The 21,747-nt window shown below is 65.8% G+C and carries 26 protein-coding genes and 2 tRNA genes; 19 read left to right on the forward strand and 9 right to left on the reverse strand.

Annotated elements, in window-relative coordinates; genetic code table 11:
• Positions 1 to 139 precede the first annotated feature (139 nt).
• From SM418_RS34895 to SM418_RS34905, 3 genes are all read right to left on the reverse strand, one after another.
• On the reverse strand, positions 140 to 376 hold the full coding sequence (locus SM418_RS34895) for a hypothetical protein (RefSeq protein WP_371945861.1): 237 nt from the start codon (positions 374 to 376) through the stop codon (positions 140 to 142).
• A gap of 36 nt (positions 377 to 412) precedes the next feature.
• Complete coding sequence (locus SM418_RS34900; protein WP_371945909.1) at positions 413 to 1,243, reverse strand: SAM-dependent methyltransferase; 831 nt, start codon at positions 1,241 to 1,243, stop codon at positions 413 to 415.
• A gap of 105 nt (positions 1,244 to 1,348) precedes the next feature.
• Positions 1,349 to 2,467, reverse strand: coding sequence for a DUF5753 domain-containing protein (locus SM418_RS34905; RefSeq protein WP_371945862.1), 1,119 nt, complete (start codon positions 2,465 to 2,467; stop codon positions 1,349 to 1,351).
• A gap of 601 nt (positions 2,468 to 3,068) precedes the next feature.
• Here SM418_RS34905 and SM418_RS34910 point away from each other — a divergent pair.
• Complete coding sequence (locus tag SM418_RS34910; protein WP_371945863.1) at positions 3,069 to 3,632, forward strand: hypothetical protein; 564 nt, start codon at positions 3,069 to 3,071, stop codon at positions 3,630 to 3,632.
• Positions 3,633 to 3,922: 290 nt separating this feature from the next.
• Here SM418_RS34910 and SM418_RS34915 read toward each other — a convergent pair.
• Positions 3,923 to 4,011: transfer RNA gene (locus SM418_RS34915), tRNA-Arg, on the reverse strand.
• Positions 4,012 to 4,170: 159 nt separating this feature from the next.
• Between SM418_RS34915 and SM418_RS34920 the strand changes: the two genes are divergently transcribed.
• A complete protein-coding gene (locus SM418_RS34920; RefSeq protein ID WP_371945864.1) occupies positions 4,171 to 5,535 on the forward strand; it encodes a hypothetical protein in 1,365 nt (454 codons plus the stop codon).
• On the opposite strand, the gene SM418_RS34925 is transcribed toward SM418_RS34920, so the two are convergent.
• The 3 genes from SM418_RS34925 to SM418_RS34935 all read right to left on the reverse strand — a co-directional run bounded on the left by SM418_RS34925 (position 5,532) and on the right by SM418_RS34935 (position 7,939).
• Positions 5,532 to 6,143: a 2'-5' RNA ligase family protein gene (locus SM418_RS34925; RefSeq protein WP_371945910.1), complete on the reverse strand. Its 612-nt coding sequence runs from the start codon at positions 6,141 to 6,143 to the stop codon at positions 5,532 to 5,534. The two genes, SM418_RS34920 and SM418_RS34925, sit on opposite strands and share 4 nt — an antisense overlap.
• Before the next feature lie 17 nt (positions 6,144 to 6,160).
• Positions 6,161 to 7,414, reverse strand: a complete 1,254-nt coding sequence (locus SM418_RS34930; RefSeq protein ID WP_371945865.1) for a hypothetical protein — start codon at positions 7,412 to 7,414, stop codon at positions 6,161 to 6,163.
• Positions 7,415 to 7,594: 180 nt separating this feature from the next.
• Complete coding sequence (locus SM418_RS34935; RefSeq protein ID WP_371945866.1) at positions 7,595 to 7,939, reverse strand: helix-turn-helix domain-containing protein; 345 nt, start codon at positions 7,937 to 7,939, stop codon at positions 7,595 to 7,597.
• 123 nt (positions 7,940 to 8,062) lie between these two features.
• On the opposite strand from SM418_RS34935, the gene SM418_RS34940 reads away from it, so the two are divergent.
• From SM418_RS34940 to SM418_RS35015, 16 genes are all read left to right on the forward strand, one after another.
• Entirely contained in the window at positions 8,063 to 8,212 is a 150-nt protein-coding gene (locus SM418_RS34940) for a hypothetical protein (RefSeq protein WP_184888295.1), read from the forward strand.
• Positions 8,213 to 8,257: 45 nt separating this feature from the next.
• Complete coding sequence (locus SM418_RS34945) at positions 8,258 to 8,572, forward strand: WhiB family transcriptional regulator (protein ID WP_371945867.1); 315 nt, start codon at positions 8,258 to 8,260, stop codon at positions 8,570 to 8,572.
• Positions 8,572 to 9,042: a transcriptional regulator gene (locus SM418_RS34950; RefSeq protein ID WP_371945868.1), complete on the forward strand. Its 471-nt coding sequence runs from the start codon at positions 8,572 to 8,574 to the stop codon at positions 9,040 to 9,042. Before SM418_RS34945 ends, SM418_RS34950 begins: the two co-directional genes overlap by 1 nt.
• Complete coding sequence (locus tag SM418_RS34955) at positions 9,039 to 9,383, forward strand: hypothetical protein (RefSeq protein ID WP_371945869.1); 345 nt, start codon at positions 9,039 to 9,041, stop codon at positions 9,381 to 9,383. The genes SM418_RS34950 and SM418_RS34955 overlap by 4 nt, the downstream gene beginning before the upstream one ends.
• 72 nt (positions 9,384 to 9,455) lie before the next feature.
• Positions 9,456 to 9,707 (forward strand): hypothetical protein, encoded by a 252-nt coding sequence (locus SM418_RS34960; RefSeq protein ID WP_371945870.1) that lies wholly within the window; start codon positions 9,456 to 9,458, stop codon positions 9,705 to 9,707.
• Entirely contained in the window at positions 9,704 to 10,867 is a 1,164-nt protein-coding gene (locus SM418_RS34965; protein ID WP_371945871.1) for a DUF2637 domain-containing protein, read from the forward strand. The genes SM418_RS34960 and SM418_RS34965 overlap by 4 nt, the downstream gene beginning before the upstream one ends.
• A complete protein-coding gene (locus tag SM418_RS34970) occupies positions 10,864 to 13,026 on the forward strand; it encodes a P-loop NTPase family protein (protein WP_371945872.1) in 2,163 nt (720 codons plus the stop codon). Before SM418_RS34965 ends, SM418_RS34970 begins: the two co-directional genes overlap by 4 nt.
• 126 nt (positions 13,027 to 13,152) lie before the next feature.
• Entirely contained in the window at positions 13,153 to 13,431 is a 279-nt protein-coding gene (locus SM418_RS34975; RefSeq protein WP_371945873.1) for a hypothetical protein, read from the forward strand.
• An 18-nt stretch (positions 13,432 to 13,449) separates the two neighbouring features.
• A complete protein-coding gene (gene ssb / locus SM418_RS34980; protein WP_371945874.1) occupies positions 13,450 to 13,959 on the forward strand; it encodes a single-stranded DNA-binding protein in 510 nt (169 codons plus the stop codon).
• Positions 13,960 to 14,055: 96 nt separating this feature from the next.
• Complete coding sequence (locus tag SM418_RS34985; RefSeq protein WP_371945875.1) at positions 14,056 to 14,295, forward strand: hypothetical protein; 240 nt, start codon at positions 14,056 to 14,058, stop codon at positions 14,293 to 14,295.
• On the forward strand, positions 14,292 to 14,690 hold the full coding sequence (locus SM418_RS34990) for an RRQRL motif-containing zinc-binding protein (RefSeq protein WP_371945876.1): 399 nt from the start codon (positions 14,292 to 14,294) through the stop codon (positions 14,688 to 14,690). Before SM418_RS34985 ends, SM418_RS34990 begins: the two co-directional genes overlap by 4 nt.
• Positions 14,687 to 15,676, forward strand: a complete 990-nt coding sequence (locus SM418_RS34995; RefSeq protein WP_371945877.1) for a DNA cytosine methyltransferase — start codon at positions 14,687 to 14,689, stop codon at positions 15,674 to 15,676. Before SM418_RS34990 ends, SM418_RS34995 begins: the two co-directional genes overlap by 4 nt.
• Positions 15,673 to 16,617, forward strand: coding sequence for a bifunctional DNA primase/polymerase (locus SM418_RS35000; protein WP_371945878.1), 945 nt, complete (start codon positions 15,673 to 15,675; stop codon positions 16,615 to 16,617). The genes SM418_RS34995 and SM418_RS35000 overlap by 4 nt, the downstream gene beginning before the upstream one ends.
• Positions 16,614 to 17,864, forward strand: coding sequence for a DUF3631 domain-containing protein (locus SM418_RS35005; protein ID WP_371945879.1), 1,251 nt, complete (start codon positions 16,614 to 16,616; stop codon positions 17,862 to 17,864). The genes SM418_RS35000 and SM418_RS35005 overlap by 4 nt, the downstream gene beginning before the upstream one ends.
• Before the next feature lie 177 nt (positions 17,865 to 18,041).
• Entirely contained in the window at positions 18,042 to 18,230 is a 189-nt protein-coding gene (locus SM418_RS35010; RefSeq protein ID WP_075024635.1) for a helix-turn-helix transcriptional regulator, read from the forward strand.
• A gap of 116 nt (positions 18,231 to 18,346) precedes the next feature.
• Positions 18,347 to 19,648: a tyrosine-type recombinase/integrase gene (locus tag SM418_RS35015; RefSeq protein WP_371945880.1), complete on the forward strand. Its 1,302-nt coding sequence runs from the start codon at positions 18,347 to 18,349 to the stop codon at positions 19,646 to 19,648.
• A 61-nt stretch (positions 19,649 to 19,709) separates the two neighbouring features.
• On the opposite strand, the gene SM418_RS35020 is transcribed toward SM418_RS35015, so the two are convergent.
• Entirely contained in the window at positions 19,710 to 20,813 is a 1,104-nt protein-coding gene (locus SM418_RS35020) for an MrcB family domain-containing protein (protein ID WP_371945881.1), read from the reverse strand.
• Between the two features lie 338 nt (positions 20,814 to 21,151).
• Positions 21,152 to 21,223: transfer RNA gene (locus SM418_RS35025), tRNA-Arg, on the reverse strand.
• Positions 21,224 to 21,351: 128 nt separating this feature from the next.
• Here SM418_RS35025 and SM418_RS35030 point away from each other — a divergent pair.
• Positions 21,352 to 21,714 carry a response regulator transcription factor gene (locus SM418_RS35030; RefSeq protein ID WP_371945911.1) on the forward strand — a complete coding sequence of 121 codons (363 nt, stop codon included), beginning with the start codon at positions 21,352 to 21,354 and terminating at the stop codon, positions 21,712 to 21,714.
• The last annotated feature ends 33 nt before the right edge of the window (positions 21,715 to 21,747 follow it).

Genomic DNA, 21,747 nt, shown 5'->3' on the forward strand with positions numbered 1-21,747 from the left:
ATTGCCATCGGCGGGCGCTGCATGCGCGTAAGAGAGCCGCCCACTGATCAGGACGATAAACATGACTGGTGGTCGTGAGTGAGATAGCAGGGCTGGCGAGGATCCGTGATCGACGGCCATTCAGGAATCCATTCGGCCGTCAGCGGAGCATGTCCGCCTCGCCTGTATTCGGGTCTACGGCGATGCTGAGCTTGAACCGACGGCCACCCTGATCGAACTCGGGTCGTGGCATGAAATCGAACACGAGGCAGGGCACGGTACCGTCGAGATCGACCACCGTTTCTTCCCGTGGTCCAACGATCTCCCATTCGTCGGGTGACTCGCCTCGGCCGGCGAACTCCGAGAGAGCGACGGCCCTTGCCTGGTCGTGATCCACCGCCCCAGTATGTCGACGAGAGGGCCTCTTGGGTGCTCAGTCTTTTCTACCGACGCCACCGTAGGCGTGGGCGTCCGGCGTCGGCTCGAAGGGGTTGGGTTCAGGACGCCAGCGGTTGACCGGCACGATACCTGGCTCCACCATGACCAGTCCGTCGAAGAAGTCGGCGACCTGGTCCGGCCGGCGCAGCCGGTACGGAATCGCACCGGTCTCGTCATAGCCCTCCTGCGCTTCAGCGAAAGCCTCATCGGTGTCGGTGCCGTCGTTCAACGCCAGGAAACTGCCCGACGGTAGTCCGGCCAAGAGTCGCCGGACGAGGTCTTGTGCCGTGGCATCGTCGGTGACGTGGCCCATGATGCCGTTGAGGATCAAGGCAATGGGTTCACTGAAGTTCAGCGTCGTGGCGGCACCGCGAAGGATTGTGGGCGGATCGTAGAGGTCGGCATCAACGTAGTCGGTAGCACCGTCAGGGGTGCTCGTGAGAAGCGCCCTGGCGTGGACCAGGACGAGTGGATCGTTGTCGACGTAGACGATGCGTGAGTCCGGGGCGACCCGCTGCGCCACCTCGTGGGTGTTGTCCACGGTGGGCAAGCCGGTCCCCACGTCCAAGAACTGCCGGATGCCTTCGACCTCCGCCAGGTAACGGATCGCTCTGGCGAGAAACGCCCGGGAGTGGCGGGCTAGATCGATGATGTCGGGGAAGACCTGAACGTACTCGTCGCCGGCCTGTTGATCGACCGGGAAGTTGTCCTTTCCGCCCAGCCAGTAATTCCATATTCGGGCCGAGTGAGGCACCGAGGTGTCGATGCTGGTGTCCAGCTCCTTCTCGGTCTCTTGCCCTGCAGCCTGGTCGTTTGGTCTGTTCACACTGGCCTCCCGCGGTTTCGCGGTCTCCTCGCGATGGTGCTTCACGCAGGCGTCGAGCACCTACATGACAGCAGTCTTCGGGGCGTTGGCCAGACAGCGTCGGCGTCAGACGTCACAGCCGCTGAGGATGCTGTGCAGGATTTGCAGCGAGTCGTCCGGGGACGCCGCTGAAACCGCCAGCCTGCCCAGCGCACCATAATACTCCCGCACGAGTAATGAATCGGACGGATAGAGCGCATGCTGCCACTCCTGCAACACGAGCACGTCCGGGACGTCCGCCTCGCGGAAACGCAGCAGCCGAATCGGGCCATTGGCACAGAAGTGGGTGCTGCCCGCGGGGCGAATTTGGATAGTGACCTGGGCCAGGTTGGTCAGGTCGAGTAGGTGCTGCAACTGTCGGCGCCACACGCCGGCTGAAAGGTTCCGATACGGTGGCCGGCGGAGTGCCGTCTCCTCAAGCACGACCCACAATGCGACGGCATCATTGCGGCTCAACATGTGCTGGCCATGAGCTTGCAAGCTGTTCGGCTCCGCTTCCCTGGCATAGGGGGCAGATGTGGCCTGGAGGTGATCGGCCAACTCTGCAGTCTGCAGGTGCGGGGGAACGCCCTGTGGGTCGTAGACGCGCAATCGGCTGCACCACTCCTCAAGCACCAGGCAGGGCCGGAGCGAGCGCGTCACGCGCTGACCGGACGTGGTCACCGCGGACGGCTGCCTCTTCGCCCATTCCAGGAGGACGGCGCGCCGCTCGTCCTCGCTGTCGAAGGGGCCGTCCGTTTCCTTCTGGGAGTGGGATTGTTGCGGTCCAAAAGCCAGGGTTGGTGAACCTGCCGCTGGTCCGATCACCTTCCGTCGCTGGGCCGGTCGTTTCACGCCGGCCAGCAGTTTCAACGACTTCTCGTGTCGCTGCTTCCACTCGGCGACCGTCCCGACAGCGGCATCGGGGTCCAGGTTGCGGCGGGCCGCCATCTCCCGGAACACGATCACCAGCGAGCGGGACATGTCCCATCCGGGTAGCCGCCGCCGCTGCTTGGTGAAGAGATCGTTCACCGTCGAGCTGCGCAGCGGTATCACCGGGCCGCCCGCCGGCTGCTGCGGTCGCCGCGACAGCTCCTCCGCGAGCTGTTCAATGGCGACATAGGAAGGTGGCGCGGCCGCCGCCCTCGCGATGATCAATCCGGCGATGTAGTCGTCGATCACGCGCTGCTTGAACTCGTCAGACAACCCAGGCTCCGAAGTGTGTTCACGAAACGCCGGTCACATTTCGGCGGACATCCTGCCATCCTCGCCAGAAATGGAACAGGCAACTCGACACACTCGCCTCAGAGACCCCGCATGCGTTGATCACTGAGGATTCCAAGATCGACACTTTGTAGGCAAACGCTTACTTGTCGCCTGGGCTGTATCCGGATTTGTCCGGGTACTCGCGATTTGGGTGCCGTCGAGCTTGACGTGCTTCAGCGTTAGCACGTGCCCGAACCGCCACGGTCAGCTCGCGAGGGAGCCGCTTCGACGATGGCCCGCCATGCGCCGGTAAGTCGCCCGCATGGCGTCAGCGCAGATGACGAGGTGCTCGCCCTGTGCCTGTACACGGTATGGGCGCTGCGCACCGGCCGCCCGCTCCCGGCGCTACCGTACACCGACCTGACCCACCCGGAGTTGGAGGAATTCTGGAGTGATCACATCCCCACCCCAGCAAGCGCCACTCAGAAGTCGCCGAGCGGGTAGCGCGCTGGGAATGCACCGGGATTCGCCGAGACAGTTGATTGATCAGGAAACCTCCACCCACACAACCGCACTCAGACTGAGGTATTCGACCGCGACCATGTACACGACCATCATCGCCACCGACATCGTGGGCTATGCCCGCCAGGCCCGCACCGAGGACCTGCAAAGTGTTCTCCGTGCGAGGGCCTATCAGCAATTGGCCGCGGCCTTCGCCATGACGCAAATCCCCTGGGACCAGTGCCAGACCGAGGACCGCGGCGACGGTGCCCTGATCATCGTCCCGGCGACGGTCGACTGCGACTACTGCCTCGACCCCCTGGTGCACCACCTGGCGGTCGCCCTCCGCCGCTACAACCGGCACGCCAGCGAAGCCACCCGCCTACGGCTTCGGCTGGCCATCCATTTCGGCCATGTACAGCGCGATTCCCGCGGCGTGAGCGGGCACGCCGCCACCCATCTCTTCCGCTTGATCGAGGCCTCAGCCTTCAAACGCGCACTACGGAACGTCGGCACCGATCTCGGCGTCCTGATCTCCGACCAGTTGCACAACGAGGCCATCCAGCGCGGCGGCATGTTCAACCCCAGCGCCTACCAGCCGATCAGGGTCAGCATCAAAGAGACCCGCTGCACCGCCTGGCTGTGGCTCGCCCCCCGAGCGTGACGGTGACCCCATCACTCGGCAGAAGGTGAGCACCGCCGCATTTCCCGCACCTTGGTTCCCCCGCGTGAGCGGGGGGACCGAGACACCCTGCACCCCCACCTTCACGAGCTTACGCGGCGTGTGGGAGGCGGGGCATAGACGACGCCCTCGGCGGCTATGCGCTGGAACACAAATGGAACGCGGTCCGTGGCATACGGTGTCCCACGATGGCATCTGATGTCACATGGCTTATGAACGACAAGAGCCGGTTTCCGCTGGTCGAGGGCGGGAACCGGCTGATCGTTTCGAGGTGCCCCCTGCAGGATTCGAACCTGCGCACACGGCTCCGGAGGCCGTTAGCGGCAAGTACAGCACCCGCCACCTGACCAGCCAAAACGGCAACCTAGGTGCTCACGAAGGCGGTCTTCTCTCGTAGCTCTCGCGTGACAAGCCCGCTGTAGTGGACTGAACGGCAGCCAAGCCGGCGTTCAGGGCCGCTAGTCTTGCTTCCAGTCGCAGGCGGGCAGATGGAGTGTCCAAAGGATTCGGGGAGGGCAGTGTGAGGTCTACTGAAGAATTGCTCTCGTTGGTCAGGGACCGAGAGTCTCGTCAATATGTCGGAGAAGCCATCCGAGCATATCAGGCGGGAGCGCACAGGGCAGCGATTGTTTCAGTCTGGATAGCTGTATCGCTGGATATCATCGGTAAAATTCGAGAAAGAGCAACTGCAGGCGATGGGGAAGCGCGCACCTATGTCGAGAATCTCGATAGGACTATCGAATCGGGAAGTATCAAGGCGCTGCAAGATAATGAACGGAGCATCCTGGATGTAGCTAGAGACAAGTTTGAATTGATTGACACTAGGGAGCACACCGAGCTTTCGCGATTGCGTGACGATCGCCACATCTGTGCACATCCTGCTTTCGTTAAAATTGATGAGATTTTTGAACCCACACCAGAATTGGTGCGAACTCACCTTTCAGTAGCCGTTGACGCACTGTTGTCCAAGACGCCGACGCCCGGCAAGGCGGCGATTGAGCGCTTCAAACGGGACTTTGAGAGTAACTCGTTCCCCCGTAGCAGTGACGACGTCACGAGCTACCTGCGGGACACCTTTTATCGCAACGGCAAGACTTCGATGCGTCGCAATCTTTCAGAGCTGATTATCAAGCTTTGTCTCATGGACCACGGGCAGCCTGCTCTTGGAATGCGTTCTCGCACTGTCGCGCAGGCACTGGCTAGGGTGAGTCCAGAACTGTTTACGCAGGCAGTCTCCTCGGTTATTCGGAAGCGAGAGGAGGGTGCCGGTCTCAAAGATAATGAATTGCTCGCGTTTGTTGGTCGCTTGGGCGATATGGGTGAGGCATGGGAAGCGTTTCCGGAGGTTTCTGGCGTTAGGGCTGTTAGCGCAGTACAGCACGCGCCGATTGAGGACCTGATTAAGTATGATGTGTTCCACGCGGACATGACGGGTCATCCTGCAGCGCAAGCGATTTCCGAGCGCGCTGAGACTCTGAATCAGCCGCAGCTACTCAGTGTAATAGAAGGCGGCTCGTTGTCATCGTGCATCATCGATGGTGCGCTCGAATATTTTAGAGATTCCCGTTCGTACAGGGAAGCCGAGTTCAATATGGCGAACTTGGTTCTTCCGGTAACTCCCGAGTTCACTCTAGAGCATCTGGAGCAGGTAAAATCGGCATTCCTTTCAAATGCCCAAATAAATCGGGCAGCGGATATGCCTGAATTGATGGTAGAGCTTTTTAGAGACACGAATCACCTGCTGCCAAGCTCGGCTAAAATGTGGCATGAGCTACGCAAGGCGATCGAGGAGATGAACGGCATAACGGACTTCGACCTTAGTGAAGATGATCACTATCACTATGTGAAGTTGCGTGCGCTAATTTTTGAATTTCCGCCCTTCTAGGAGCCTTGTAGGCACACCGCCCCATAGGGTGACCACTTCCATTCACGTTCGGGGCCGAGTTGAGAGACGAGTGTAAGCTCGCTGATTCTTGCTTGACAATTACCAAACTCCAATCCAAGCGTTTCAATGATCGGTCTTGCTGATTGTCGGGCAGTGCTGTAGCAGAGGGTCATATGAGGGACCCAGCGGCCCGGCCCGCTTGTCGTGTATCCGTCTCGACCGGTGACGCTGTACGCCGCTGCCCTGGCAGCTTCTAGGACAGGATCCAGGGCTCTGGTCGGCTCTACACCAAGCATGATCGCTTCTGGGTGGTAGAGAACGCGGCCTAGAGTGATGTCGATCGGTGGTACACCTGCAAGGATGTCCGAGGCGTGATCAAGCATCCTTGCCATTTCGTCTGGACCGACCTCCTCTGTGCTGCCGACTACGAGTGTCGATATGTGTAGCCAGTCCAGTGGTGTCATGTGGAGGCCGGTGAAATCAGCGAGTTGGTTCTGTGCCTTCTGGGCAAGTGAGCGAACTTCTGGGTATCTGCCCATGAGTATATGCCAGTAGATAGTTCCCTTGCCGCGGGGAGTGTCGGCGCGATTTTGCCAACGGTCCCGCATCTGTGTAGGTAGTGGGCTCACTGTGCCTCCGAGTCGTCATCGCCCTTAAGGGCGTCCGAGTTGAACGCTTGGATGTCCTCGCGCAACTGGGCTGCAGCGGAACTACCTTGAAAGCGTTGATGTTCTAGCCGGCGGTAGAGCTTTTCTAGGTAGCGAGTCACGGTTGACATGCGGAACTGCGGGTCAAGGTCGAGCATCGGTGTAACCTCACCGATCGCTGCCTCAAGCGATCCATTCATGAGATGAGCGATTCCGGCGCCTACTCTGATTTGTGCCCATGTGGCGGGTAGTCGTGGGTCTCCTGATTCCCAACCGGCGTCCGCCATTGCTGCCGCGCGTAGGGCGCTGTCAGCGTCTCCGGTTATGGTCGCCACCGAGAGTGCAAACAATGCCTGTCGTTCTGTGGGGAAGGACCAAACGGACAAGCCTGAGGATGTGTCTAGGCAGGTTTCTGCCGCTTCATGTGCTCGCCGTGCCGCTTCGTTGGCGCGGTTGTGGTCGCCTAGTAGCGCTGCGGCATTCGCTTCGTACCATGCGAGTTGAACCCGTATCGGTTCCTGAGGGCTCCGGTCGTAGCCTTGCCTGGCTAGGTCGGCTGATTCCACATACTTGTCTTGCCAACGTGCCGTTTTGGCTCTGGCGCCCCATGCAACGGCGCCGGTCACCTGGGCTTCATTTGCCAAGAGCGTAGCTGCATACCCGTGCTGTTCGGCTAGTTGGTCTTGTTTCAGGTCGCCTAGCAGCATGCATGCGTGGGCGAGTAGGTCAGAGTTCAGTTTGTAGAGGTCTCGTGTCTCACTGAGCCGCTGCTTTCCGCTCTGCAGGATTGATTGTGTCTGGCGCTGTAGCCGGATGACTTCTGGCAAGAGCTTCTTCGCCGGGGTGTTCGGGTGGGCTCTCGCGAGAGATTCGGTTCCCCTTGCTATCTGTTCTACGGCGTCCCGACTCGTATTGCTCTCGGCTACCCATGTCGTCAGCGATGAAAGGTCACCTGCCGCCATAACCAAGCGTGAATCAGACCCGCGGTCCACGTCTCTAGGCTGACCGATGGTTAGGAAGAAGCGGGCTTTGGCATCCTCTGGTGCGTTGTTTAGGAACGTGTCGAGCACCTGTTGTAATTCCACGGACACCGGCATGCCGGGACTGGCGTTCCACTTGGCCACCGTCCGGACGGACACACCTAGGCGGCCGGCGAATGCTTCATTGGTGCATCGCGTCGCCCGTTGAAGGGCGCTCGCATGGCGTCCCGTCCAGCTCTCGACTACGTCCAACTTTGATGCTCCGTAGGTGGCGTGCAAATGGAGTGCATCGCCGGTGCACTGGCAGTGCACCGACAGTTCATGGTGACAAGGGGTGCCCTGCCTCTTCAATGGGTCGTAGCGAGGAAAGCGGCTCTGAGGAGGTGAACATGGAGCACTCGGCCGGCCTGGACGGTTCGCAACGAGGGAGCGTCATTCGGACGCGCCCTCAGGTAGGCGAGATTCGATGCGCTCAACTCGTTGACGCAGGTTGGCCAGTTCCTCGCGTAGGTCGTCAAGCGCCGGCCTGTCGACGTCCGGCCGGTCCGGCGTCACGCGACCTCGCAACGAGATCTCTCGTAGGTGATCCTCTGGGAAGCCCAGAGCGCGGGAGATCGCTGCGAGCGTCGCGCGGGAGCGCTGCCGAGGTACGCCCTGCTGGATCTGGCGAAGCGTGGCGGGGGAGACCCCGGACACCTCTGCCAGCTCTCGCTGAGTGATCCCACGGTCCTGCATCCGGCCGTTGACGACCTTCGCGACCGCTTCCCAGTTGCCCACACTGTCCTCCCGCTCAGCCCTAGCACCGACTCCCCACTGATCGAAGCGTACTCAGTAGCTCGCGCTATTGACAGCGCTAAAACTAGCGCTCATAGTAGCGCTTACGAAGCAAGGAGAGCCCACATGTTCCCTCAGGGCAAGAAGTCGCTCGGCCCCACCATCGCGGGGTTCGTCCTCCTGGTCTTCGCCGTGAAGAACCCGGAGAAGGCGGCCGGTCTCGTCAACGCGATCTTCGACGCGATCGACCGTTTCTCCAGCGCACTGGGCACCTGACGCGCGCCCACCGTCCCCCGTTACTCCCACCATCGGAGGTTCTACGTGAGAGACCACGACCGCCGGCGCATCCCGCTCGCCGACCTGATTGGCGAGTGCCTGCCGGACGCCGAGTGCCTGTTTGACCCGGACCTGCACGAGGGGCCGGCGGACACCATCGAGTTGCCCGGCGAGCGGGACGCCCGAGAGACGGTTGCCAAGGAGGTGTGCGCGTCCTGCCCGGCGCTGGACGACTGCCGGATCTACACGGCGCGCACCGCCCCGAAGTCCGGTATCTGGGCCGCGATGACGCCGGCCGAACGCACGTCCCGCTACGACATGTCGGACGGTTCGCCGCTCGGCGGGCGGGCGGTGGCCTGATGTTCGGCGCTGACCCGACCGTGTTCCCCGCGGCGTTCGCCGCGCTGTACGCCGCCCACGAGGTGGGAGACCACTGGCTGCAGACGAACGGCCAGGCGTGCGGGAAGGGCGCCAACGGTTGGGCCGGTCGGCTGCTCTGCGCAAAGCACGTGGCGACGCTGACCGCCGTCAAGCTCGCCGCGCTGACCGTGGTGGCCACCGTGCTCGGCCTGCCGCTCAACCCCTACGCCGTGGCCGTCGCCCTGGGCATCGACGCCGTCTCGCACTACTGGGCGGACCGGCGCGTGACGCTCCTGGCGCTCGCCGACTGGTTGGGCCGCACGGTCCTTCCGGGCAAGGGCGAGTTCGCCCGGCTCGGCGACGGCGCCGCCGCGCCGACCGGAACGGGCGCCTACGCCCTCGATCAGTCCTGGCACATCGGGTGGCTTGCGGTGGCCGCGCTGCTGGCATCCCTGGGGGTGGCGTCGTGATGTTCAAGCCGACGGACCTCGGTTCGCGCGACGGGATCGAGCGCGCTCGCCTGCAGGTGGCCAAGGCCAGTCACGCGTTGGGCCACTGGCACGACGGCAGCAACGGTATCGGTGACAAGCCGTACACCGCCTACTGCCACGACACCGTGACCGCGATCGATGCCGCGTTGCGAGCGCTGTACGACGCGCGGTCCGCGCTGATCACGGAGTCACGGCGTGACGAGGATGTGCGCGCCGTCGAGATTGACGAGTTGCTCAGCCGGTTGCGCGCGGAACGGCTGGACGCTGCCGGCGACCCGTCCCCGTCCGTCCAGGCGCCCCGATCCGACCGCAAGTCGTAGAGCGGCCCCCCGGTGCACAGCCGCCAAGCAATCCACCGGGGGCGCCCCACCTCAAGGAGAGGTACCACCATCATGAAGCACCAGCTCACCGCCGTCACGCGGACGCCGGTACCGGCCGCGTCCGTGACGCGGTTGACCCGGCGCCCCGCCCTGCAGATCCGTCCGGCCAAGCTCTACCCGACCTGCCGCACCGCCCTGGACGGCGGCCCGGTCCGCTACCGCTGCGAGCCGTGCGGCAAGTCCGTCATGGCCGCTGACCTGGACAACGAGTTCCACGCCGGCCACGCGAACGCCACCACGGCGAACGGGAGGGCTGCCGCATGAACGCGCCCACTCCGAACCCCGGCCTGGACGTGGCCGACACGGGCCACCGTGACGAGAGCCAGGCACGGAAGCTCAGCCCCAACGAGTTCACCGCGGTTGCCGTGGTGGCCGCAATGGTGGCGATTCTCGGCCTGCTGGGATTCGTCAACAGCTTCGCCGCCGTGGCCGACGCCGCGCGTCCCTCGTTCGGCGGGTTCGCCTGGACGGTCCCGCTCGGCATCGACCTCGGCATTGCCATCTTCGCCGCGCTCGACATCGTGCTCGGCCGACTCGACATGCGGGTTCGGTGGCTGCGGCTCATCCCCTGGACGCTGACCGGTGCGACCGTCTACCTGAACGTGGCCGACGAGACCACGGCGTTCGGCAAGGTCGCCCACGCCGTGCTCCCGTGCCTGTGGGTCGCCGCCGTGGAGATCGGCGCGCACGTCGTACGAGTCCGCGCCGGCATCGAAGCGGGTACCCGCATGGACGGAATCCGCGCGTCCCGATGGTTCCTCGCCCCCGTCCGAACGGGCTCGCTCTGGCGCCGGATGGTGCTCTGGGAGATCCGTTCCTACCCGGACGCGCTCAACCGCGAGCGGTCCCGGTTGCTCGTCCGGACCGACCTGCAGGACACCTACGGCGCGGTGGCCTGGCGCTGGAAGGCGCCCCGCAAGGTGCGCGCGCTGTACCGGCTCGGCGAACTCGCCCCCGCTCCGACCGCACCGAGCACGGACGCACCGAGTCTGCCGAGCGCGGACCGTCCCGCGCTGGACGCCGGACCGTCCGCACCGGGAGAGCCGGACCCGTCCGCCCCTGCAGAGAAGACCGTCCGGCGGACCGGTGGCCAGACGACGCGCGGACGGTCCGTGCCCAAGTCCGCCGGACGGTCCCGGACCGGCGCGCGGACGAGCAAGCGGACGACGAAGCGGACCGTCCCGGACGTGGACGACCTCATGCCGCTCGGTTGGCGCATCGCTGCCGACCTTGAGGCGCGCGACGTGCCGCTCAAGCGGGATGCCCTTGCCGCCGAGATCCGCAAGACCGGCCAGACGGTCAGCAGTGAGCGCGTGGGCGCGCTGCTGGACCGGCTCAAGTCCGAAGCGCCTATCGACCCGACACCCGTCAACGCCACCGACACCGCGGTCTCTGCCGCCGCTGAGGGGAACGATGCGCGATGAGTGCGAACCTGAACAAGCCCATGGGGGAGGTCATCGACTTCCCCGGGCGCCCCGCCGACTCAACCTCGGCCGGCGCCCCAGACCACGCCCAGACCGACGCGCGGACGAGTGCGCCGGCGGACACCTCCTATGAGATCGACCTGGACGAGACCCCGGCCGCCGACGTGGCGAGCACGGTCCCGGCGCCAGTGGACGTCCCAGAGCGGGACGCCACGCAGCGGCCGGTCATCCCCGCGACGCTGCAGAGCTGGGTGAGCATCAAGGCCGCCATCCGGCAGACGGCGAACCGGTGGGCGCACATCGCCGCGTTCCACACGGTTCGCGTCCCCGCCTACGCCGGACTGGCCACCGTGTACGCGGCGGCGGGCGCGTTCCGTCTCGCCGGCCGGCAACTGCGGTGGTGGTGGGTCACCGAACAGTTCTCGCTGCGCAACGGCGCCGCGGCGGCCGGTGACGCCGATCTGTGGCTCAAGCTGCACCGTGAGGCCAAGAACACGCGCACGTGGCGCGGTATCGTCGTCGCCGGCGAGGCGCTCGGCGTCGCCGTGGGCGGGATGATGCTCGTCTCGGCACCGTTCTGGACGCAGGCTCTCACCGCCGGAATCGTCGTCCCGCTGCTGGCTCGGTTCGGCCGCCCGGCGGACAAGCGCATCGTGAGCGCCGCCGTGGTGGCGCCCCGGTTCCGCAAGCTCAACGCCGACATCGTGCTTCGCGCGTACTACGCCGCCAAGCTCGGCGACCCTTCCAAGCCCGGTCAGCAAATCGAGTTCGGGTCAAGCATGTCCCGCGACGGGGAGGGAAGCCGAGTCACGGTCGATCTGCCCTACGGCAAGGGCCTGGACGACGCCATCAAGGCCAAGCCCGCCATCGCGTCCGGCCTGGACGTCTCGCTGTCGCAGGTGTTCATCACCCGCGACCCGACCTCCCACCGCCGTCACGTGCTGTGGGTCGCCGACCGTGACCCGCTCGCCGTGCCCGCCGGCCGGACGCCGCTGCTCAAGCTGCAGCCCACCGACATATGGGAACCGGCCCCGTTCGGCATCGACGAGCGCGGACGCCCCGTGACCATCGACATGATGTGGAACTCCATCCTGGTCGGCGCGCAGCCGCGCCAGGGCAAGACGTTCTCGGCCCGCGCGCTGGCCCTGTACGCCGCGCTTGACCCCTACGTGCGCCTGAGCGTGTTCGACGGCAAGGGCTCGCCCGACTGGCGCAAGTTCAAGCTGGTGGCCGACCGGTGCTCGTTCGGGCTGGCCATGGGACGCGACGGCGACCCGGTAGAGCTGTTCATCCAGGCGCTTCGCGACATCAAGGCCGACGTCCAGGACCGGTATCAGCGGCTCTCGGAGCTGCCCGCCGAGGTGTGCCCGGAGGGCAAGCTCACGCGCGACATCGCCCGCGACCCGGCGTACCGCATGCCAGTCCGTCTGGTGGTGATCGATGAGTTTCAGGAGTACTTCGACACCCCCGACCCCGACGCCAACAAGGAGATCGCCGCGCTGCTGGTCTTCCTGGTCAAGGTCGCCCCCGCCGCCGGCGTCATCGTGCTCGGCGCGACGCAGAAGCCGTCCGGCATCGGCACCGGGCAGGTTGCCCAGCAGTTCAACGCGTTCCGCGACAATCACCAGATCCGGTTCAGCCTGCGCACCGGGTCATGGCAGGTGTCTGACCTGGTCCTGGGGTCGGGCGCCTACTCCGAAGGGTTCGACTCCTCGACCCTGCTGCCCGACTACAAGGGAGTGGGCATCCTGCGCGGCGCCGGCGACGCGACGCCCACGACCCGCACGTTCCTCGCCGACGCCGAGGACGCCGAGAAGATCCTGACCACGGCCCGCGCGTTCCGCGACCGCGCCGGAACCCTGTCGGGCATGGCGGCCGGCGAGGACATCGCCCGACAGGTGCGGGACGTGCTCGCCGACGTCCGCGCCGCCGTCCAGCCCGGCGAGAAGTGGGTGAGCTGGCAGCACCTGGCGACCCGGCTCGCCGAGCGCCTGCCCGACAGCTACGGCGAGGTGACCGCCGACGCGATCTCGGCTCAAGTCCGCGCGTTCGGCGTGCCGAGCGTCAACGGCAAGCGAGACGGCCAAGTCCTCAAGGGCGCCAAGCTCGACGCCATCGAGACGGCCATGCAGCGCCGCGCCGAGAGCCTCGCCCGGTAGCGCACGACCCGCCACCGGTAGCGACCGCGCTACCCACCCCCGCTACCCGATCTACCTGGGCAAATAAGCCCAGGTAGCAGGTAGCCCACGCCCCCGAACCGGCCCGAAAACCGCTCTGGGAGACCCATGGAGACCCTCCACGCCGCTACCGCTACGGCTACCGGCACCCCGGCCCCGATGCTCATCCTCCTCGCCATCATCGCCACCGCCGTCTACCTCGTGTCGTGCTTCATCTGGCCGTTCCGCCCGTGCTCCCGCTGCGACGGCGCCGGCCGGTTCCTCTCCCCGTCCGGCCGCTCGTGGCGCTACTGCCACCGCTGCAAGGGCAAGGGCGCCCAGCTCCGCACCGGCCGCCGCATCCTCACCTACCTCGGCAACACCCGCGACCGCGGAACCCGTCACTGACAGGAAGGCCCCACCGCCATGGCCAACGAGCCCACCATCACCATCACGGGGAACCTGACCCATGACCCCGAACTGAGGTTCACCACGTCCGGCCTGCCGGTCGCGTCGTTCACCATCGCGAGCACCCCGCGATACCGCGACAGCGCCACCGGCGAGTGGAAGGACGGGGACACCTGGTTCGTCCGCTGCTCCGCGTGGCGCGACCTCGGCCAGAACATCGCCGAGTCCCTCAGCCGCGGCTCGGCCGTGGTCGCCGCCGGCCGACTCCGCCCCCGCACCTACGAGGCGACGCCCGGCGACCCGACGACCAAGCGCACCGTGGTTGAGCTGACCGTGGACGACATCGGCCCGTCCCTGCGACGCGCAACGGCCAAGGTCGTCAAGACGTCCCGCGAGCGCCCCAACGAGGGCACGTCGTTCGGCGCCCCGTCGCCGTCGCAGGGCGACCCGTGGGCCACCGCCGGCAGCACCTCGGCGAGTGCCCCCGCGGGCAACGCCGGCGGGTTCTCGGACGACCCGCCGTTCTAGCCCGCTCTCGGCCCCATGGGGCGGTTTCTGGCGCACAGCCGCCAGCAATCCGCCAGGAACCGCCCCGGCCGCCGCTCATCACCTCAAGGAGACACCGTGACGTCCCGACCCTTGCCCCAGACCTTGACCTACCTCGGCGAGCGGTACCGACTCGTTGACGGTCGCATCGTGCTCAACTGGCGCGACCGGCCCGTCTCGACTCGCCCCCGCCCGTGCCACTACTGCGAGAACCCGGCGCACTTCACGGACGACGCCGGCCACCCCGTCCACAAGACGTGCCACGAGATCGCCATCACGGCTGACCTCCTCGCCACCGGTCAGGACGTGGCCGCATGAGCGCCGTCCTACGGGCGGACGCCTTCATGGACCCGACCGGCGAGCGTCACGGCATCCCCACATGGCCGTGGCGCATGGCGCCCCCGCACCTGGCGACCCGTCGGCAGTTGACCGCCATGGGAATGCGCCCCGGCGGACAGCCCGTCCAGGCACAGGTCATGTGGCGTTCCCGCCGCTACAACGCCCCCGGTGGCGTCCGAGTCGCCTACCTCTACGACACGCGCCTTGCTCTGCCGAAGCGCACCGCGACGCCCGGCCAGTTGGCCGCGCTCGGCAAGGCCATGGCCGCACGCCGAACCTGCCCGCGCTGCCAGACGGACGCCGGTTACGTCCTGCCCCGCCGCTACGGCGCATGCCTGGACTGCCTCACAGAGTGGGAGGTGTCCGCCGCATGAAGTCGCCGCTCTCGCTCGGATCGCTGTGCACCGGCTATGGCGGTCTCGACCTGGCTGCAGCCGAGGTGCTCGACGTCCGCCCGGCGTGGGTCGCCGACCCCGCCCCCGGTTCCGTCGCCGTGCTCGCCCACCACTTCCCGACCGTGCCCAACCTCGGCGACATCACCGCCACCGACTTCCGCCAGGTGCCGCGCGTGGACGTGCTGTGCGCCGGCTTCCCGTGCCAAGACCTGTCGTACGCCGGCCGTGGAGCCGGTATCCGTGAAGGGACCCGTAGTGGACTCTGGCACGTCATCGCCGATGCCGTGGGCGTCCTACGACCCCGCTACCTCGTCCTGGAGAACGTCGCAGCCATCATTGCCCGGCGTCCCGGACTCGACGTCGTGCTCGGTGACCTTGCCGACCTCGGGTTCGCTGCGGAATGGACGTGTGTACGCGCGTCCGACGTCGGCGCCCCCCACGCCCGCAACCGCTGGTTCCTTCTCGCCGCCGACCCCGTCGCCGAGCTTGCTGCCGACTCCGCGCACCTCCGACACCAACGGCCCCGGAACCCGCGGAGCCGGCGGCCCGGACCTACGCACCGCCGTGACGGCGTTGCTGCCGACCCCCCGCGCCAGCGACACCGGAACGCCGGGACGCCGCGCGTCGAAGGGATGGCGCCCCCCGCTCTCACAAGTCCTGCTCACGTCGCCGACTGGGGACGCTACGCCCCTGCCGTCGCCCAATGGGAGCACCTCACCGGCCGAACAGCTCCGCATCCCACTGAGCCTGGAACCGACGACCGACGACGACTGAGCCCCCGCTTCGTCGAGTGGCTCATGGGCCTTCCAGACGGATGGGTCACCGACGTTCCCGGACTGTCCCGCAATCGGCAACTGACGTTGCTCGGCAACGGCGTTGTACCGCGCCAGGGCGCTGCAGCTCTCACCGCACTAACCGAGCGTCTCGTCACCGACCGCCCCAACGTTGGAAGGGAGGCAGCGTGAAGACACTCGACAGCCACCCCGGCCGGTTCGCGCTCGCATGTGCCGCGCGGGGATGGCGGGTCTTCCCTCTCGCATCGGGGGAGAAGCGGCCCGTTGCGGGGTTCACCGACTGGGAGGGCAACGCCACCACCGACCCGGCGCGCATTCGCGCGTGCTGGTCACGCGACCGGTACAACGTCGGGATTGCGTGCGGCCCGTCCGGTCTCGTGGTGATCGACCTCGACACGCCCAAGCCCGGCGAACGTCCGCCGGCCGAGTGGGACGTGCCTGGCGTCAACGAGGGAGCGGACGCGTTCGCCCTCCTGTGCGAGCGGCACGGCCAACCGTTTCCATTCGAGACGTTCACCGTTCGGACTCGGCGCGGTGGGTGGCATCTGTACTTCGAAGCGCCGGCCGATGTTCGGCTGACCAACACGGCGGGCAAGTCGCCGCGCGCTCTGGGCTGGAAGATCGACACGCGCGCCCACGGCGGATACGTCGTCGGCCCCGGTAGCCACGTCGACCTCTCGGACGGCGCCGGATCGTACGAGGTGATTCACAGCGTCGCCCCGATGCCGCTGCCCGAGTGGCTCACCGGACTACTCAAGCCCGCCCCCGTCCCCACTCCCGCCTTGAGTGCCTATCGAGAATCCGCGGGAGTCAGTGACCTTGACGCCTACGCACAAGCGGCACTCAAGGCGGAAGCGGATCGGGTGGCGAGTGCCGAGCGCGGTGGACGTAATCGGGCGCTGAACAAAGCCGCGTACAACCTCGGTCGGATCATCGCCGCCGGCGTTCTGCCGGAAGACGTCGCGACGGGCGCCCTGTACGACGCTGCGAGCGTTCACTTCGGCCCGTCCAGTGAAGACGTTCGTCCCAACGAAGCGTGCGCCACGATTCGGTGCGCGATCGAAGCGGGCAAGCGCAACCCGCGCGACATCACCAGGAGGGGCGCAGCATGACGGACGCGACCCACAGCGACCACGGTGAGCGCCAGGCGGCCGGCGGGGAAGGCGTGGCCGCGCTCAATGCGGCTCACGGCTTCATCACCCGGTTCTGTGTGCTGCCTAGCGATGCGGCGTACGACGCCATGGCGCTGTGGGCCGCGCACGCCCACGTCATCGACGCATTCGACTCCACACCCCGCATGGCTTTCCTGTCGCCCGAACCCGGATCGGGCAAGACACGAGCGTTGGAAATCCTGGCCCTGTTGGTCCCGTTCCCCATGCACGCGGTCAACGCGAGCGCCGCCGCGCTCTACCGGTCGGTGGGCAACCGCGAGCGCCGTCCCACGGTCCTCTTTGACGAGATCGACACCGTGTTCGGTCCCAAGGCCAAGGACAACGAGGATCTACGGGGATTGCTCAACGCCGGACACCGACGCGCCGGCGTTGCCTACCGCTGCGTGGGAGAGGGCACCAACCAGGGCGTTCAAGAGTTCCCGGCGTACTCTGCCGTCGCGCTCGCCGGACTCGGCAACCTGCCGGACACGATTCTCACGCGGTCCGTCATCGTTCGCATGCGCCGCCGCGCCCCGCACGAACGAGTGGAGCCCTACCGCGCTCGCATTCATGAGCCTGAGGGTTGGAAGATTCGCGGAATGCTCGCCGATTGGGTCGCCACGCAGGCCGAGCGACTCGGCGACGCATGGCCCGAGATGCCGCCCGGAATCACCGACCGTCCGGCGGACGTCTGGGAACCACTACTGGCTATTGCCGATGCCGCCGGCGGAGATTGGCCCGAACGTGCACGGGACGCGTGCGTGTATCTCGTCAAGCAGGGTGCCGAGCGTGCCGTGAGTCTCGGGATTCGGCTTCTGATGGACCTTCATCGGATCTTTGACGGCGCTCGCGCTCTGTTCACCGAAACGGTACTTGAACGGCTCCACGGCATCGAAGATGCCCCGTGGGCTGAGCTTAAAGGCGTCCCGCTCGACAGCCGCGGACTTTCCCGGTTGCTCTCGCAGTACGACGTAGCGCCGGTGAAGGTGAAAATCGAAGGTAGATCCCTTATGGGATACCGGGCCGATCACCTCGCGGACGCGTGGGCGCGCTACCTTCCCGCCACCTCGGCCCAAGAGCCGGAACCTGCGGAACCTCCGGAACCTGCCCAGCTCACGACGCTCGACCACGGTTCCGGCGAGCGAAGCGGTTCCGGAACCTGCGGAACCGAGCGCCCGCCACCGGTTCCGCAGGTTCCGGAACCCTGACCGGCACACGGAACCCGATACACCCGTCCCGACCTGCACAGGTTCCGCAGGTTCCGGAGGTTCCGCACTTCTAGCCGAAGGGAGGACGACCGCTCCCCGCGCTCTGTCTGGCCCGATGCACAGCCGCCAAGCAATCCATCGGGTCAGGGAAATTCACTCAAGGAGGAGTAGCCCACCGTGGCAAGGAAAGACGAATTGCTCACGATATCCGAGGTGATTGCCGAACTCGGCGTCCCGCGCGCGACGTTCTACCGGTGGCGCCAGCTCGGCAAAGCGCCGCGCAGCATCAAATACCCGAACGGGGACGTTCGGATACGCCGGTCCGTCCTTGAGCGCTGGCTCTGCCAGCTTGAGGAGGCTGCGTGAGCACGGAAGAGGAACCGCGCCCTGGGCGACGAGGGATCCCAGGGAGCAAGGGCCGCACGCGAGACGTACGGCGACCGTGGAAAATCGGTAAAGCCCAGAGCAAGACTCGACCCCACATGGTGCGGTGGGTCGTCGCCGGCGACGTGTGCACCGTCACGTTCGCAACGTTCGCACTCGCGGACGGGTTCCGTTCCGACCTCATCCAGGCCATGACGAGGGGCGAGGAATTCGACGTCGCAACGGGCTTGCCGGCGTCCATGCTCAAGGTCGCGACGGCGCGCACATGGTTCGAGTTCTGTAAGGCGTACGTCGGTGTCCGGTGGGACGGCGCCGCGGCCAAGACACGTGACTCCATCACCGACAGCCTTGCAACGGCGACGCTCGCCATGGTGGAGGACGGTAACAACCGTCCGTCTCACCAGGACTTGCGGAGAGCGTTCCTCTGGGCAGTCACGCCCGCCAACGAGGGCACCGAAGTGCCGGACGAATTCGCCGCGGGCTTGCGGTGGCTGCGAGAGCGCTCGCTACTGCTCAAGGCGCTCGCAGAACCTCAGGTGATCCGGCGAGTGGAGAAGCGGCTCACGGTCACGCTTACGGGCAAGCGCGTGGCGACGGACACCTACAGTCGTCGCCGGCGTGGGCTCAATACCGCGGTGGTCTACGCCATGGAGCTAGGGGAACTCTCGGACAACCCGCTCAAGGCCGTGGGACGGACGCATGAGGCACGCCAGGGCGAGGTAGACCCTCGTGTCGTCATCACGCACGCCCAAGCCCGAGACCTGCTCACAGCGCTCTCCTACGTCGGCTCGTGGGGACGGGGAAGAGGGCGCCGGTTGGTCGCCTTCTTCGCAACGCTCTACTACGCCGGACTACGGCCGGCCGAGTGCATCGCACTGAGGGAGACCGACTGTTTCCTACCGGCCAAGGGATGGGGCCGTCTGACGCTCGTTCAGACGCTCCCGGTCACCTCGAAAAGGTGGACGGACCACGGCGAGCGCCACGAGCGACGGGGACTCAAGCAGCGCTCCGCCGAAGCGGCCCGTATCGTGCCGATACCGCCGTCCCTCGTGGCCATCCTCAAGACGCACGTCGACGAGTTCGGCACAGCCGAAGATGGGCGCCTGTTCCGCAACGAGCGTGGCGGCATCCTGGGTGCCTCTACTTACTCGCGAGCATGGGAGGAAGCCCGCCAGTTCGCGTTCACGCCCGCACAGGTTGAATCCCCGCTCGCTGGCCGCCCGTACGACCTGCGACACGCGGCGCTGAGTACCTGGCTGAACGCGGGGATCTCGCCGGCGGACGTGGCTAAGCGAGCGGGCAACTCGGTTGAGGTGCTGCTCAAGCGCTACGCCGGTTGCCTGGACGGTCAGGAGGACGCCATCAACCGCCGCATTGAGCGGTCTCTGGATGAGGACTGAAGATGTTGTGACGGCGGGGGCGTACTGCCCCGCCGTCGTCAGGGTGAACGAGGGCGGTCGGTCATAGCCCTGTTCTGTACACGTACGACACGACAGATAGGTCTGTCTCATCCACGTACCAGGGCGAGGTACAACACAGCGTCCCGCCGCTGACGGTCACAGGGTCTCCGGCCCTGTCCAGCTTGATCGAGTGCACGACGACTAGGGCGTTGTGAGGGGCTAAGGCACGCTGGCGGACGACTTCGGCACGGGTGAGGACGACCTGTTCGCCCCTTGAAGTTGTCCCCTTCACTTCCACGTGAAGCCGTTCGTCGCCCCTGCTCAGAAGCAGGTCATAGGATTCCTTCGCGCCCACGTCCTTCACAGACCACCCTTGGGCTTGGAAGTAGTCCGTCGCCATGCTCACACTGTGGCGCTCCAGGGCGCGACGTTCTTGCGCGTTGAGACGGATGCCCTGTCCGCGTGCGCGAACGGCCCTTCGCCCGGCGGCTCTAGCTGCAGCTTCTTCAACTTCGATGACTTCCGGTGGCGTATCACCGGGAACATATGACGCAGTCTTCCCCGCCTTGTAGAGCTCTCCTAGCAAGTTGCCCATATAGAGAAGGTCATCTATGAAGGCGGATTCGCCTGGTAGGGCGTCGCGCCGATACTCGATGGCCGTGACGTTCCCGGCTTCGTAGCCTTCGGCGAGTCGCGTCTTACGGGCAGCAAGCTTAATGTCTGCCTGGATCCCGCCCCACTCAGCCAGAAGGTCCTCAACGAGGGGACGAGCCCAGGCTACGCGGGCCCGGATCTCTGCCGGTTGCCTAGGCGCGAAGTCCATCCCCGTCCAAACCGTGGTGCCCTGGTTGAGGGAGAGATAGACGCGCTCGCCATCGGCGCTGAAGAGATAGACGAGGTACCACCCCGTGGTGGCTCTGGGGGATTCCTCGCGAGAGAAGACTCTGATCCAGGGGATTTCAGTCTTCAGACCGGTTCCGTCCTTGCCCTCTACACCCAGGTCGGAGAGGGGGACCCCGATCGTCGTGGCGAGTTCGTCAACATGAGCGCGGATCCGTTCGGGGATCTCTGTCCGCACAAGGACTCCCCGCCGTTGCATCTCAGGGGTGTTGTGCGCTGCCCATTCGAGCTGGAGGTCAAGGGCCTCGGCGAAGAGAACATCCACGTCGTGGAGCGTAACGCGACCGTCTGACAAAGCCTGGCAAATCGCCCCATGTCGTTTGGTAAGGGTTACCAGGAGAGCGAGCTTGTTGTGCGTCGAAGGAGGATGTGCGTAGCCCGCCGCTTGTGCGAGTTCCTGGCCGAGCCGGCTGAAGAGGACCAACGACGATTGATGCAGGCTGTCCACACAGGGAGGCGGCAAGGGCCGAGAGGCTCTCTCGTAGGTCTCTCGCGAACGGTGCTAGACAGTGAGATCGGGCGGGACTCAGTTGGACTGAGGTCCTGCCCGATCTCGTGGTGTCTGTGCTGGTCAGCGGCTTGATTGCGCTGGTCCGTGGAAGGTGCCCCCTGCAGGATTCGAACCTGCGCACACGGCTCCGGAGGCCGTTGCTCTATCCCCTGAGCTAAGGGGGCGTTGCGCCCTTGTGGTGGCGCGGTAGAAGGTTACCAGGGTTGGCGGGGTGACGCGCACCTGGGATTTCGCCGTGCGTGCGGGGGTGGGAGTGGGCTAGCTTCTAGCCGTGACCGAGCCACTGGGACGCGTGCTGGTCGTCGATGATGACGAGGTGATCCGCCAGCTCATCGCCGTGAACCTGCAACTCGAGGGGTTCGAGGTGTCGACCGCGGTGGACGGTCAGGACTGCCTGGAGAGGGTGGGCGAGGTCCGGCCGGACGTCATCACGCTGGACGTGATGATGCCGCGGCTGGACGGGTGGGTGACCGCGGTGCGGCTGCGGGAGGATCCCGGGACCGCGCACATCAGGGTCGTGATGATCACGGCCAGGGCGCAGGAGCACGATGTGCGGCGGGGGCACGAGATCGGGGTCGACGCCTACGTGACCAAGCCGTTCGACCCGAATCAGCTGATCCAGACGGTGCGAAAACTCGCGGCGGTGTCCAGATAGTGGTCGGATAGTCTCACCAGCGTGACTCCAGCG

This window comes from Actinomadura chokoriensis (genome assembly GCF_041463665.1).
Classification (GTDB): Bacteria; Actinomycetota; Actinomycetes; order Streptosporangiales; family Streptosporangiaceae; genus Spirillospora; species Spirillospora chokoriensis_A.

Excerpts from the sequence above, each read along its gene's own strand:
- SM418_RS34910 (WP_371945863.1), top strand. The coding sequence starts at position 3,069 with ATGTACACGACCATCATCGCCACCGACATCGTGGGCTATGCCCGCCAG.
- SM418_RS34925 (WP_371945910.1), bottom strand. The coding sequence starts at position 6,143 with ATGCGGGACCGTTGGCAAAATCGCGCCGACACTCCCCGCGGCAAGGGA.
- SM418_RS34940 (WP_184888295.1), top strand. The coding sequence starts at position 8,063 with ATGTTCCCTCAGGGCAAGAAGTCGCTCGGCCCCACCATCGCGGGGTTC.
- SM418_RS34950 (WP_371945868.1), top strand. The coding sequence starts at position 8,572 with ATGTTCGGCGCTGACCCGACCGTGTTCCCCGCGGCGTTCGCCGCGCTG.
- SM418_RS34960 (WP_371945870.1), top strand. The coding sequence starts at position 9,456 with ATGAAGCACCAGCTCACCGCCGTCACGCGGACGCCGGTACCGGCCGCG.
- SM418_RS34965 (WP_371945871.1), top strand. The coding sequence starts at position 9,704 with ATGAACGCGCCCACTCCGAACCCCGGCCTGGACGTGGCCGACACGGGC.
- SM418_RS34970 (WP_371945872.1), top strand. The coding sequence starts at position 10,864 with ATGAGTGCGAACCTGAACAAGCCCATGGGGGAGGTCATCGACTTCCCC.
- SM418_RS34975 (WP_371945873.1), top strand. The coding sequence starts at position 13,153 with ATGGAGACCCTCCACGCCGCTACCGCTACGGCTACCGGCACCCCGGCC.
- ssb (WP_371945874.1), top strand. The coding sequence starts at position 13,450 with ATGGCCAACGAGCCCACCATCACCATCACGGGGAACCTGACCCATGAC.
- SM418_RS34990 (WP_371945876.1), top strand. The coding sequence starts at position 14,292 with ATGAGCGCCGTCCTACGGGCGGACGCCTTCATGGACCCGACCGGCGAG.
- SM418_RS34995 (WP_371945877.1), top strand. The coding sequence starts at position 14,687 with ATGAAGTCGCCGCTCTCGCTCGGATCGCTGTGCACCGGCTATGGCGGT.
- SM418_RS35005 (WP_371945879.1), top strand. The coding sequence starts at position 16,614 with ATGACGGACGCGACCCACAGCGACCACGGTGAGCGCCAGGCGGCCGGC.
- SM418_RS35015 (WP_371945880.1), top strand. The coding sequence starts at position 18,347 with ATGGTGCGGTGGGTCGTCGCCGGCGACGTGTGCACCGTCACGTTCGCA.